This is a genomic window from Actinomycetota bacterium, from assembly GCA_019347675.1.
Classification (GTDB): Bacteria; Actinomycetota; Nitriliruptoria; order Nitriliruptorales; family JAHWKO01; genus JAHWKW01.
Window position 1 is genome coordinate 1 of record JAHWKW010000006.1, and the last position, 13,395, is coordinate 13,395.

At 70.9% G+C, this 13,395-nt stretch carries 9 protein-coding genes; 7 read left to right on the top strand and 2 right to left on the bottom strand.

Annotation, left to right across the window (positions count from 1 at the left end; genetic code table 11):
* Window positions 1-117 precede the first annotated feature (117 nt).
* The gene (locus KY462_04970; protein MBW3577082.1) at window positions 118-696 is read right to left on the bottom strand and encodes a helix-turn-helix domain-containing protein; all 579 of its coding nucleotides are present in this window, start codon (window positions 694-696) and stop codon (window positions 118-120) included.
* A 203-nt stretch (window positions 697-899) separates the two neighbouring features.
* Between KY462_04970 and KY462_04975 the strand changes: the two genes are divergently transcribed.
* The 4 genes from KY462_04975 to KY462_04990 all read left to right on the top strand — a co-directional run bounded on the left by KY462_04975 (window position 900) and on the right by KY462_04990 (window position 5,449).
* Window positions 900-1,598: an integrase core domain-containing protein gene (locus KY462_04975; GenBank protein ID MBW3577083.1), complete on the top strand. Its 699-nt coding sequence runs from the start codon at window positions 900-902 to the stop codon at window positions 1,596-1,598.
* A 315-nt stretch (window positions 1,599-1,913) separates the two neighbouring features.
* On the top strand, window positions 1,914-3,005 hold the full coding sequence (locus KY462_04980) for a hypothetical protein (GenBank protein MBW3577084.1): 1,092 nt from the start codon (window positions 1,914-1,916) through the stop codon (window positions 3,003-3,005).
* A gap of 181 nt (window positions 3,006-3,186) precedes the next feature.
* Window positions 3,187-4,182, top strand: coding sequence for an ADP-ribosylglycohydrolase family protein (locus tag KY462_04985; GenBank protein ID MBW3577085.1), 996 nt, complete (start codon window positions 3,187-3,189; stop codon window positions 4,180-4,182).
* The gene (locus KY462_04990) at window positions 4,091-5,449 is read left to right on the top strand and encodes an MBL fold metallo-hydrolase (GenBank protein MBW3577086.1); all 1,359 of its coding nucleotides are present in this window, start codon (window positions 4,091-4,093) and stop codon (window positions 5,447-5,449) included. Before KY462_04985 ends, KY462_04990 begins: the two co-directional genes overlap by 92 nt.
* A gap of 8 nt (window positions 5,450-5,457) precedes the next feature.
* Here KY462_04990 and KY462_04995 read toward each other — a convergent pair whose 3' ends face one another.
* Window positions 5,458-6,234 (bottom strand): hypothetical protein, encoded by a 777-nt coding sequence (locus tag KY462_04995; GenBank protein ID MBW3577087.1) that lies wholly within the window; start codon window positions 6,232-6,234, stop codon window positions 5,458-5,460.
* Window positions 6,235-6,819: 585 nt separating this feature from the next.
* Here KY462_04995 and KY462_05000 point away from each other — a divergent pair.
* From KY462_05000 to KY462_05010, 3 genes are read left to right on the top strand one after another with little or no spacing between them, the layout of a single operon-like run.
* Window positions 6,820-7,920 carry a metallophosphoesterase gene (locus KY462_05000; GenBank protein MBW3577088.1) on the top strand — a complete coding sequence of 367 codons (1,101 nt, stop codon included), beginning with the start codon at window positions 6,820-6,822 and terminating at the stop codon, window positions 7,918-7,920.
* The gene (locus KY462_05005) at window positions 7,920-9,947 is read left to right on the top strand and encodes an AAA family ATPase (protein MBW3577089.1); all 2,028 of its coding nucleotides are present in this window, start codon (window positions 7,920-7,922) and stop codon (window positions 9,945-9,947) included. Before KY462_05000 ends, KY462_05005 begins: the two co-directional genes overlap by 1 nt.
* A gap of 1 nt (window position 9,948) precedes the next feature.
* Complete coding sequence (locus tag KY462_05010) at window positions 9,949-13,392, top strand: TM0106 family RecB-like putative nuclease (protein ID MBW3577090.1); 3,444 nt, start codon at window positions 9,949-9,951, stop codon at window positions 13,390-13,392.
* Window positions 13,393-13,395: the final 3 nt, after the last annotated feature.

Consider the following 13,395-nt stretch of genomic DNA (forward strand, 5'->3'; position numbering starts at 1 on the left):
TTCCGATCTCGATCGTCCAGTGCGGGGCGGATCAGCGCGTAGCGGAACAGGCCGATCTCGCGGCGGTGCTCGTCCTCCACCTTCGTCCTTCGTCGGTCGCTGGTGGAGGCGGAGTGTTCACCTGGCCCACGGCGCCGGGAAGGGCGAGCTCGTGTTGGACAGCAACTGGCCGTCGGTCGCCGCCGACGCGAACATCCACGGCGAGCCCGACCCTGCAGCGCGCGCCGCTACGGCGATCGCGGTCACCGCGTCGGACAACGGCGAGCCCGACGGCTCGATCCGTGACAGGCCAGCATCCAGCCACAGCGCCCAGCGCGTGAAATGCGCCCGGATCGTGTCGGCAACCTCAGCGAGGCGCGACAGCCAGCCCCGCACCGTGGACCGCGGCAAGCCCAGCTCCCGCACGATCCGGCGACGACTCCACCCGCGTGCACACAGCTCCAGGCCGCGGCCGATCACCTCGGCCCCATCCGCCCGTCGCAGCAGCATCAGCGCAGGCAGCAGCACATGTGTCGCCGCGCAGCTCCGGCACCGCGACCGCCGTGGACGCACCCGCCGTGCGGCCCACGCCCGGCCCACCACCCGTTCCCGCGCCCACCCCCACGGGCCCAAAACCCCCGAACAAGACGGGCACGCCAGCCCGCCGCCCGCCAACTGCGACTCGACCACGGACACGTCAAGGCTTACCGTCACCATCGCTGCACCTCGCAGCACAGGGGCCCTCCCGTGGTCTGGCCAGACACGAGCGGGAGGGCCCTCGCTCATCTACCGACCGGCGGACCCTGCCCGTGCAACGACGAACGGGGCAACCCGAAGGCCGCCCCGCCAATCTCACCGACCCTGTCGCTCTATCCGCCCCGCAGCCTCAACCTGAATGTCGTTTCACAGCCGAAGGGCTGGTGATCCCCGCGCGGCCGGTGCGTGAGCCGGTGGGGCCGAAGAAGCCGTGGCCGGACTGGGTGGAGTACCGGCCGGGTCAGGTTTGGGGACACGATTTCTCGGCGTTCGCCCGCGCCGGCCGTGACGCGTTGGCGGTGATGGACCTGGTCTCACGCAAGTGGCTGCGAACCCTGCTGGTGGCCCACCAGCGCGGCGAGTCCGACCACGTGAAGGTCATCTACACCCTGGCGCTTGAAGACGAAGGGCTGCTTGCCGAGGCCGAACGTCGGATGGTGCAGGTCGTCGAGCCGAACTCCGACGAGCAGCTGCCGATCCTGCTCGCCGTCTCCGACGGCGGACCCCAGATGGTGTCGGGCACCACCCGCGAGTGGATGGCGCTGCACTCTTTGGCGATGCACGTCGGGCGTCCCGGCACCCCAACTGACCAGGCGCACATCGAGTCGCTATGGGGTCACATCAAAAACGAGTGGCCCCACCTCGAAGCGATCGACGATCCAGGCCTGCTCGAAGCCGAGCTCGAACGTCGTCGCCTCGAATACAACGGGGTCCGGCTGCACGCCGGCATCGGCTACGTCACTCCCGACGACGAACACGAGGGACGAGGAGCACAGATCCGCAAGAAGCGACGCGAGGGCATGATCGCCGCACGCGCGGCGCGCATCACCTATCGTCGCCACAACCACGAAACGAGAACCTGACCGTGGCCGGGTATTTCTCCGCCGGTATGTCTCATTAACTCAGAAGCACCTCAGTCCCCGTCGAGAGTCGTAGGGGCCCCGACAGCCAGCCGTCCACCCATCGGGGTTGGCTTCCCTCCACTCGGATGAGCGCGCCGGCCACGTGCCACGGGATGTCATCGAGTCAACGGCTCGTTCGATAATCAGGAGTTCGACGTCGAGGTCGGTTGGAGCGCCCTCGTCGAACCACCCGAAGTGTGGCGGGATTCGCGCTGTCCATCGCTCGCACCTCCCTGCGGACTTGATGACCGCGAGAAGGACGATCACTACGGGCCGGTGCGACGCATCGGGTCGGATCGGTGTCAGGCCTGTGTCTCAGGGGTCGCCTACTTTGGCCAAGCCATCTCTCGGAGTGGGGTAGTGATGTCCAAGGCTCTCTGGTTCAACCGGACCGTGTCAGACGATCTGATGGCGATCTTGACCGGGGGCGGTGCTCGTGAGCTTGTGGAGTTGGCCGTCGCGGAACAAGAGAGCGAGCCGCTCTTCGACCTCCAGCTTCGTCGGGACACGAGGGGGAGCAACCCCGTCAGCTGGGCGTCGCTCTACTACGGGCTCACCTCGGTGCTCGATCTGGAGGAGCGGCAGGGCAGCGTTCGCCTTTCTGCCCATAAGACACACCGGTCACGTGGAGGTTTCCAGGAGGAGTGGAGCGACTGGCAGGAACCAGCCAAGCTCGACGATGCATGGCCGCAGGTGTTCGCCTACCTCGGACGGGTCGTGCCGACCGTCGACGAGCGGTGGACCGGTAAGGAGGGCGCTGTTCACGCGGCGATCAGCTCTGGCACGTCTGATGCCTACAGGATCATCAACCGGGAGGTTTCGCCGGGTTTTACTGACCAAGCGACCAAGGACGCCATGATGGCGAGTTGGTGGCAGCCTCTCGACGAAAGCTTGCGGCGAGGGCCCAGCCCAGAACCCTGGTGGCCGACGGACGTCACGGTCGGCGCAAGTCCGGACTTCCTCGCCGTCGACATCGGTGGCCGGCTCGCGGTCATCGAGGCGAAGCACCACTCCGCCACCGGGATGATCGCGAAGGTGCCGCTTCAGGTGGGTTTCTACGCCAAGATGTTCCGTACTCTCCTCGAAGAGGACGATGATGCCCTCGAGGCCATGGAGGCGATGCTGCGGCAGCGGGTGGCACTGGGGCTTTCGCGTCCCGGTGTGCTCTACCTGACGCGACGGCGTGAGGTCGTGCCGGTTGTGGCCATTGGCCCCAAGCGTCCGTCCAAGGCGGGGCGTGAGCGACTGTGGAAGGTTGCGCTGTCTACGTCGCGTGCCTTAGGTGATGGCGTCGACCCGATCGAGCTGTGGTACCTCGACCGACAGGGCCGCATCGAGGAGATCGAGCGTCCCGGTGACGTGGTCTGAACGGCGGTGAGACGGCGATGAGGATCCGCATCCATCGGGGCGCTCACGAGATCGGGGGAAACTGCGTCGAGGTCGACCACGACGGCGAGCGGATGGTCCTGGATGTGGGGCGACCTCTAACCGCTGACCGAAGCGAGGTCGTTCCACCCATGTGTGATGACGGTGTCATGAGGCGCGGACGGTGACGGCCTCGCGGCTCACCCGCATCCAGCTCGACCGCGCTGCGGGCGCGCTGCTCGGCCTCGTGGCGGGCGACGCGCTCGGCGCGCCGTACGAGTTCACCTCGTCGCCAGAACCCGTCGCGGACCTCGTCGGTGGCGGCACGTTCGGTTGGGCGCCGGGGGAGTGGACCGACGACACGCAGATGGCGATCTGCGTCGCCGAGGTCACCGCCACCGGCGTGGTGGACGTCGACGCCATCGGTCAGCGGTTCCTCGCCTGGTTACACAGCGGTCCGACGGACGTCGGCATCTCGACGCGCGCGGTGCTGGCCAGCGTGTCCTCACCGGCCGAACTTCCGGACGCTGCACGCCGCTACTACGAACGGCATCCACGGGGTGCTGCCGGCAACGGCAGCCTCATGCGGACCGCGCCGGTCGCCCTGGCCCACCTGGGCGACGACGACGCCATCGCGGCGGCGGCGACCGAGGTCTCGATGCTGACCCACGGCGACCCGTTGGCCGGCGAGGGCTGCGTGCTGTGGTGCGTCGCGATCGACCGCGGGGTCCGCGAGGAGCGGTTGGACGGTGTGCGTGACGCTCTCGACCTGCTGCCGGCGTCATCGCGTGACCGTTGGGCGCCACGTCTGTCGGAGGCCGAGTCGCAGCCAGCCGCGTCCTTCTCGCGGAACGGCTTCGTCGTCACCGCGCTCCAGGCTGCCTACGCGTCGATCCGCGAGACGCCGGTCCCCGACGACGCCCCGCCACGGCACCTCGAGGACGCCCTCATGACCGCCGTCCGGGTCGGCGGGGACACCGACACCGTCGCCGCGATCGCCGGTCAGCTCCTCGGCGCCAGGTGGGGGGCCAGCGCCGTGCCGTCGCGCTGGCGTGACATGCTGCACGGCTGGCCCGGCTACCGCGCGGATGATCTCGTCCGGCTCGCCGACCTCACCGTCCGAGGCGGACGGCCCGACGGCGCGAGCTCACCCGGATCCGCCGACCTCGACGAGCTGTGATGGTCTCGCGCGCGTGAAGGTCCGGATCCACCGCGGCAGCCATGAGATCGGCGGGAACTGCGTCGAGGTGACGGCGTCCGACGGTCGACGGATCGTCCTGGACCTCGGCCGACCGCTATCGGTGGGTCCGGATGAGGACATCGAACTGCCGGACGTGCCGGGTCTGAGGAGCCGCGACCCGTCGCTGCTCGGCGTCGTCATCTCGCACCCGCACCTCGATCACTACGGCCTCGCCGTCGACCTGCCGGTCGACGTGCCCATGTTCATCGGCGAGGAAGCGGCGCGGCTGCTCGAGGCCGCAGCGTTCTTCTCGCCGATCTCGCGACGGTTGGATGCGGGCGGACACCTCCGTGACCGCGAGCCCTTCGAGCTGGGACCGTTCACGATCACCCCCTACCTGGCCGACCACTCGGCGTTCGACGCGTACTCGCTGCTCATCGAGGCGGACGACCGCCGTCTGTTCTACACCGGCGACCTGCGCGCACACGGTCGCAAGGCCGCGCTGTTCGAACGGCTCCTGCGCGACCCGCCACGCGACGTCGATGTGCTGCTCATGGAGGGCACGCACGTCCGCGCCGATCCCTCACACGACGACGCGACGTTCGAGACGGAAGCACAGCTCGAGGAACGCTTCGTCGACTTGTGCCACCGGACCGAGGGCGCGGTCGTCGCGTTCGGGTCCGCGCAGAACCTCGACCGGCTCGTCACCGTGTTCCGTGCGGCGAAGCGCTCGGGGCGCACGCTCGTCATCGACCTGTACGGAGCGACCGTCGCCGCAGCCACCCGACAGACGATCCCCCAACCCGGCTTCGCGGGTTTGCGGGTGTACGTGCCGCAGCGGCAGCGCGTGCGCGTCAAGGAGAGCGAGCAGTTCTGGCGTGTCGGCGACATCCGGCCACACCGGGTGTTCCCCGAAGAGCTCGCCAGCGATACCGGACGGTGGCTCTTCCACGTGCCGTCATCCACGGGGTACGAACTCCTGCGCGCCCGTGTACTCGACGCGCGAGGGACCGCGGTGTGGTCGCTGTGGGACGGCTACCTCGCCGAGCCGAGCGGCGTGCGGTTGCGGGAAGCCCTCGACGAGCACGGCGTGACGCTGGTGCACCTCCACACGTCCGGGCACGCGTCCGTGTCCGACCTGCGACGGCTCGTCGACACGCTCGAACCCGCGGTCGTCGTTCCCATCCACTCGGAGGCAGGCGACCGGTTCGAGGAGCTCTTCGAGCGTGTGGATCGGCGCTCAGACGGCGAGTGGTGGGATGTCTGACGCCGGTGCTAACCGTCTGGCGGTACCGATCGAGGACCGCTATCCGGCTCGAGCCATCTGCAGGCGCCCGGAGCGATGCACTGGCAATCCTCGAACGTCAGCCAGCCCAGGCGCTCAGAGACCGGCTCCAACGTCGCCTCGTCGCGGTGCGGTAGGTCCTCAGCCAACGAGGCGGGATCCCGCCTGTACGGATCTATCAGCCACCCGTAGAGGCGGCTGTGTCGTTTGCGCTTGAAGATCTCCGGGGTGAGGAGGACGAAGCACGACAGCTCGGGCTTGCGATGACGCAGCGGCGGCTGCAGCCTCGGGTTCTCGTTGAGCATGACATCGATGTTGCACGCGATCTGGTTGCGCATGACGTCGTACGACGTCTTGTTGCCAGCGTCGGAGAGCACCTTCGCCTCGAACAGCACCGCGAAGCCGGTGCCTTCGCTGATCAGTACAGCGTCGACGCGGGTCTGGCCTTCGAACTTCCCGCTCGCCGCGGCGGCCTCTATGAGATGTGGGATGAGAGTGCGTTCTGAGCTGTGGTCACCGAGCCAGTCGCGGTACTCGGGCGGCGAGGGCAGGTTCGCCTCGAAGTACAGCTGGAGTCCGCCGGCCAGGCACTCCTGCCACGTGGTGAAGCCGCCGACGGGCGGTCGCTCGCCGAGCGCTACAGCGAGCAGTTGCGCTAGTCGATCAACGCGGCCGTCCTCCGGGTGGAAGATCCCCATGAGCGCCGCTACGACCCAGAACCGTTCGTCCTTCTCGAACTGGCGAGCCGCGGCGACCGTCCGACGCAACGCGCCCTCGTGCCGATGGTCGAACTCGTGCCGCTGACGGTCATCTCGTCGTCGTCCCGCGCGGCTGAGTTCCCAAGGATCGAGCGTGTAGGGACACGCCCTCCCGCCGCGACGTCCCTAGCGGTGGATCTGCACACCGGACCCGCGGGGCGCGACTGAGCGGCGGCACGTGTCAGCCGCCGGCCAGCCGGCGGGCGAGATCGAGCACACGCTCCCGGTCGTCGCGGGAGAAGCGCTCCACCAGCCTGATGAGTTCCTCGATGTCGTCGGTTGGCGGCGGCGCCGGTGCTTCCGCGGGATCAGCGCCAGCGGGGCATCCCGAGTTGCTGGTCGACGGGTCTCCGTGGCGGTGGGTCGACGCCCGAGCCGGCGGATCTGGTCACGTCGGACCGTGAAGTCCCCCCGTCTGGGCGTCGATGACCGTGACGAACGTCCCGATGGGGGGCCATGACGACGTTCGCGATCTCCTCGCTCGTGTCGACCGGTCCGGCGGCGGTGACAGCGACGGCCTGGAGGCCGGTCGGGGTGGTGTCACACCCCTCCCGCACCATGTCGGTAGCTCGATCGACCGACGGGTGAGCTGAGTTGCGACTGCTGCTGTTCTCCGACCTCCACCTCGACGCCGCGTTCGCGTGGGCGCCGCGCGCCGTTGCGCGCCGCCGACGCCAGGCGCTGCGCGACACGCTCGTGCGCATCGTCGGGCTCGCTGACGAGGTCGACGCCGACGCGATCGTGTGCGGCGGCGACCTCTACGAGCACGAGCGGTTCACGCCCGACACCGCCGCGTTCCTCCAGGCGACCTTCGGGGCCACCGACCGGCGGGTCGTCATCGCGCCCGGCAACCACGACTGGTTCGGGCCCGGCAGCCTCTACGTCCACGTCGACTGGCCGGCCAACGTCACGGTCTTCTCCGAGGACCGGCTCGCGCCGCTCGACCTCGCGGACGGGCTCACGCTGTGGGGCGCCGCCCACCGCAAGCCCGCCGGCACCGACGGCTTCCTCGACGGCGGGTTCGAGGTCGGGCGCGGCGGGGTGCAGCTCGCGCTGTTCCACGGCTCCGAACGGTCGGGCCTGCCGTTCGAGGAGGACGGCAAGCAGCCCCACGCCCCCTTCGACGCCGCCCAGCTCGAGGCGGCCGGCATCGACCACGCGTTCCTCGGCCACTTCCACCGGCCCAAGGCCGCCGAGCGCCACACCTACCCCGGCAACCCCGACCCGCTGACCTTCGGGGAGGACGGCGTCCGCGGCGCGGTCGTCGTCGACGTCCACGACGACGGCACCGTCGACCGCGACTGGCAGGTCGTGGCCCGGTCGCACGTCGCGGACATCGAGGTCGACGTGACCGGCTGCGCGAGCGCCCACGACGCCATCGAACGGGCCCGCGCCGAGCTCGCCGGACGGCAGGGAGCGGTCCGGCTGACCGTCAGCGGCGAGCTCGCCCCCGACGCCGAGTTCGACCTCGACGACCTCGCGCACGTGGCGCCCCACCTCGACGCGGTCGTCGTGCGCCGCGGCCGGCTCCACGTCGCATACGACCTCGACGCGATCGCCGCCGAGCCGACCGTCCGCGGCCAGTTCGTGGCCGACGTGCTCGCCGACGACGGCCTCACCGACGACGAACGCGAACGCACGATCGTCGTCGGGCTGCGCGCGCTCGACGGCCGCGACGACCTCGAGGTCGCCTGATGCGGATCGCGCGCGTCCACGCTGGGGCGTTCGGGCCCCTCCAGGGAGCTGCGCTCGAGCTCGCGCCGGGGCTCACGGTCATCCACGGCCCCAACGAGTCCGGCAAGTCGAGCTGGCACGCCGCCCTCTACGCCGGGCTGTGCGGGCTGCCACGCGGCAGAGGTAGCGGCAACAAGAAGGAGGTGAAGCAGTTCACCGCCCGCCACCGCCCCTGGGACGGCGGCGACTGGTGCGTCACCGTGGAGGTCGCGCTCGACGACGGTCGGTGCCTCGAGATCCACCAGGACCTCGACGGCAAGGTCGACTCGCGCGTCACCGACCGCACGACCGGCCGCGACCTCGCCTCCGACCTCATCTTCGAGGGCGCGCCCGACGGGTCGAGGCTGCTCGACCTCGACCGCCGCACGTTCCTCAGCACCGTGTGCGTGCGCCAGGCCGACATCGTGGGCGTCCTGTCCGGCGCCGAGGGCCTCCAGGAGCAGCTCCAGCGCGCCGCCGCCACCGGCGGGCGCGACGCGAACGCCGAGGAGGCGATCCGCCGCATCGCCGAGTACCGGAGCGATCACGTCGGCCTCGACCGGGCGAACTCGACGAAGCCCCTGCGCGCCGCGATGAAGGCGAAGGCTGCGGCCGAGGACACGCTGCTGGCCGCGGTCGCCGTCCACGACGACTACCTCGGACTCGTCCGGCGACGCGACCGTGCCGAGCACGACGCCCGCCAGGCCGAGCAGCAGCTCGACGCGGTCGAGGCGGCCGTCGCCCACCACCGGCTCGACGACCACCTGGCCGAGGCGCCGACCGTCCGTCACGTCGCCGACGGCGACGGCCCCACGGTAACGGAGCTCCGCCAGGCCGCCGACGACCTGGAGGCCACCGCATCGCCCGTCGACGCCGCGCTCGACGAGGAGGTCGCGGGCCGCGGGTCCGCGGCCACCGGCGTCTGGCGACGTCCTGCGGTCGTGGCGGCCGGGACCGTGGCGCTCGCTGCGGTGCTCGCCGCGGCGGGGCAGGTCACCGCCGCCCTCGTCGCGCTCGTCGCGGCGGCAGCCTTGGGCGGCGTCGCGTTCGTCCGACGCCCCGACGCTGCGGCGGAGGTGCGGCGCGTCGCGCAGCTCGAGGCTCGCCTCGCACTCCAGCGTGAGGTGGTGGCGCACGCGACCGCCCGCCGCGAGGCGGCGGAACGGCGGTGCGCGGAGTGGGGGCTGGATGGTGACCCGTCGGTACTGCGGCGCGTGGCGTACGACTTCGACGCGGCGGCAGCGTCCCAAGCCGTGGCGGCAGCCTGGCAGCGTCGGACGGTCGAACTGGAGGCCGCGGTGGCTGCGGCGAACGCTCGCCTCGGCGCGGAACACCGACGCGACGTGCGCCTCGAGGAGGATCTCGATGCGCAGGTCGAGCGCCTCGATGCGGAGGCGCGCGGCCTGCGCCACCAGGCCGACCTGCTCGCCGGTCAGGTCGCCGACCGCGAGCGGCAGCTGCCCAGCGTCGCCGAGGCCGAGGAGGCGCTCGCCGACACCGAACGCGAACTCGCGCGCGTCCGCCGGCTCAACGCCGACCTCACCCGCGCGCAGCGGTTCCTCGAAGCCGCCCGAGACCGCGTCCACCGCGACATCGCGCCGGTGCTCGCCGACGCCGTGACCCGTCGCCTGCCCGGCATCACCGCAGGGCGCTACGTCGACGCGATCGTCGACCCGGCCACCCTCGAGGTGCACGTGCACAACACCTCCGGCAAGCTCCGCCAGGCGACCCTGCTGTCGCACGGCACGACCGAGCAGATCTACCTACTGCTGCGGCTCGCGATGGCCGAGCACCTCGTGACGACCGGCGAGAGCGCCCCGTTCATCCTCGACGACGCGCTCGTCCAGACCGACAGCGCCCGTGCCGCCGCGGTGCTCGACCTCCTGCACGAACTCAGCGCCGACCGCCAGGTCATCGTCTTCAGCCAGGAGGACGACGTCCTCGCCTGGGCGCGTACGAACCTGCGTCCCGGCCGGGACACCCTCGTAGAACTGTCGACGGGCAAGTGACGTGCTGAACGACGGCGGGACCCTCATCCTCAGCCCCACGGACCTCGTCGGGTTCCTGGCGTGCGAGCACCTGACGGTCCTGGAGCGTTCGGCCGCCCGCGGCGAACGCGACCGCCCGCAGCGGGACGATCCCGAACTCGACGTGCTGTCGCGCCGGGGCACCGAGCACGAGCTGCGCTACCTCGCCGACCTGAAGGGACGGGGGCTCGACGTCGTCGAGATCGAGCGCGGCGACGAGAAGGTCAGCGCTGCGCTGCTCACCGAGCTCGAGCGGCGCACCGTCGACGCGATGCACGCCGGTGTCGACGTCATCTTCCAGGCCACGTTCTTCGATGGCCGGTGGATGGGGTTCGCGGACTTCCTCGTGAAGGTCGACCGACCGAGCGACCTCGGGGCGTGGAGCTACGAGGTCGAGGACACGAAGCTCGCCCGGCAGGTCAAGCCCGCGGCGCTGCTCCAGCTCGCCGCGTACGCCGAGCACGTCGCCCGGATCCAGGGACACCCACCGGACCACATCCACGTGCGGCTCGGCACCATGGAGCGACGGTCCTTCCCGCTGCGGGAGCTCGCCGCCTACCACCGCACGGTGAAGGCCCAGTTCGAGGCGGCGCTCGCCGCGGACACCGAGACCTACCCCGACCCGGTCAGCCACTGCGCGCTGTGCCGCTGGGCGGACGTGTGCGACGGCCGCCGGCGCGACGACGACCACCTGAGCCTCGTCGCGTGGATGCGGCGCGACCAGACCCGCAAGTTCGCCGACGCCGGCATCACGACGGTCGAGGAGCTCGCCGACGCTCCGCCCGACGTCCGGCCGGGCCGCATGGGAACGACCACGGCCGAGCGGCTCCGCGAGCAGGCGCGACTCCAGGTCGTCGAGCGTCGCACCGGGCAGCGCATCTACGAACTGCTCGAGGCGGAGCCCGACCGCGGGCTGTGCCTCCTGCCCGAGCCGTCCCCCGGCGACCTGTTCCTCGACCTCGAGGGCGACCCGTTCGTCGGTGACGAGGGGCTCGAGTACCTCTTCGGCGTCGTCGAGATCGACGAGCGCGGCGCGCCGGTGTTCCACCCCTTCTGGGGCCACGACGACGCGGAGGAGAAGGCCGCGTTCGAAGCGGTGATCGACCTCATCGTCGCGCGGCTCGAGCGGTGGCCCGACCTGCACGTCTACCACTACGCCCCGTACGAGGAGACCGCGTTCAAGCGGCTGATGGGGCGCCACGGCACCCGCGAGGACGAGGTCGACCGGTTGCTGCGCGGTGGGGTACTCGTCGACCTGTACCGGGTCGTGCGCCAGGGCGTGCGGGTGTCGGCCGAGTCGTACTCCATCAAGCAGCTCGAGCCGCTCTACATGCAGGCGCGCGACGCCGACGTGAAGGACGCCGCATCGAGCATCGTCGCCTACGAGCGGTGGCTCGAGGAGGGCGACCCGGCGCTGCTCCAGGGCATCGAGGACTACAACCGCGAGGACTGCATCTCGACGTGGAAGCTGGGCGGGTGGCTGGAGGAGCGCCGGACCCAGGCCGCCGCGGACTTCGGAGGCGGGTTGCCGCGGCCGGCACCGCGGGAGGCCGAGCCGCCTGCGGAGGTCGGCGCCGCTCAGGAGGTCGTCGCCGAGCTCGAACGCCGGCTCCTCGACCGCGTGCCCGACGACCGCGTAGCCCGCTCCGCGGACGAGCAGGCCCGCTGGTTGCTGGCCCAGCTGGTGAGCTGGCACCGGCGCGAGGCGAAGTCCACGTGGTGGACCTACTTCTCGCGCATGGCGATGACCGACGAGGAGCTCGCGGAGGACGCCGACGCGATCGGCGGCGTCGAGTTCGCCGCACACCTCGGAGCGGAGAAGAGGTCGGTCGCGTACCGCTACCGCTTCGACCCGACACAGGACTTCACGATCGCGGTCGGCGACACGGTGCACAAGGCCGGCAGCGCGAAGGGGAGCTACGAGGTCCTCGCGCTCGACGCCGTCGACGGGACCATCGACCTCAAGACCGGCCGCGACCCCGACGATCCGCCGGCCACCTCGCTCGTGCCCTACGACATCGTCCCCGACTCGGCGTTGCGCGAAGCGGTCCAGCGGGTCGCCCGCTCGGTGATCGCGCACGGCATCGACGGGGCGGGTCCGTACCGCGCGGTGCGTGACCTCCTGCGCGGGCAGCCACCGCGGATCGGCGGCGTCCCGGCGGGCGAACCGCTCGCCGACCCCGCAGACGACCCAACGGACGCGGCCGTGCGGCTCTCCCACCTCCTCGACGACACTTGCCTGCCGATCCAGGGTCCGCCCGGAGCGGGCAAGACCTACACCGCGGCGCAGGTGGCGCTGTCGCTCGTCGCTTCGGGCAAGCGGGTCGGGATCACGGCGCTCAGCCACAAGGCGATCACGAACCTGCTCGACGAGATCTGCGCGTGCGCCGCCGAGACGGGCGCGTCCCCACGGATCATCCAGAAGGTGTCGAAGGGCGGTACCGGATGCGGGAACGCCCTCGTCGAGTGCGTGACGAGCAACACGGTCGTCGAGGACCGCCTGGACGCCGGGCAGGTCGACATCGTCGCGGGCACGGCGTGGCTCTTCTCGCGCGAGGCGTTCGACCAACGGCTCGACGTGCTCATCGTCGACGAGGCGAGCCAGCTGCCGCTCGCGAACGCCGTTGCCGTCGGCGCGGCCGCCCGCAGCATCATCCTCGTCGGCGACCCGCAGCAGCTCGCCCAGCCGTCGAAGGGCGCCCACCCGCCGGGCTCCGGCGTGTCGGCCCTCGAACACATCCTCGACGGCCACGCCACCGTGCCGTCCGACGGGGGCTTGTTCCTCGCGACGACCCGCCGGCTGCACCCGGACGTGTGCGCGTTCACGTCCGAGGTCGCGTACGAGGGGCGGCTGCGGCCGCACGCGGTCTGTGCGCGCCGGCGGCTGGAGGACGGTTCCGGTCGCGCGGTCACCGGCCTGCGGTTCGTGCCGGTCGACCACGTGGGGGACCGCACCGAGTCGCTCGAGGAGGCACGCGTCGTCCGGCAGCTCGTCGATGAGCTGATCGGCATGTGCTGGATCGACGAGCGCGGACAGGCGTCGCCGGTCACGGTCGACGACGTGGTGGTCGTCGCGCCGTACAACCTCCAGGTGGCGCGCCTGAGAGAGGTGCTGCCGGACGGAGCGCGCGTCGGAACGGTCGACAAGTTCCAGGGCCAGCAGGCACCGGTCGCCGTCTACTCGATGACCACCGCCACGCCGGAGGACATGCCCCGCGGCATGGAGTTCCTCTACAGCCTCAACCGTCTCAACGTCGCGACCTCACGCGCTCTGGCGCTGGCGATCGTCGTCGCGAGCCCCCACCTGCTGACCGTCCGCTGCCGCAAGCCGAGCCAGCTCCGCCTCGCCAACGCGCTGTGCCGCTTCGTCGAGATGGCCGACTCGGTGCCGCCCGCCTCTGCTACGTCCAGCTCCTGGTACGCCTAGGAG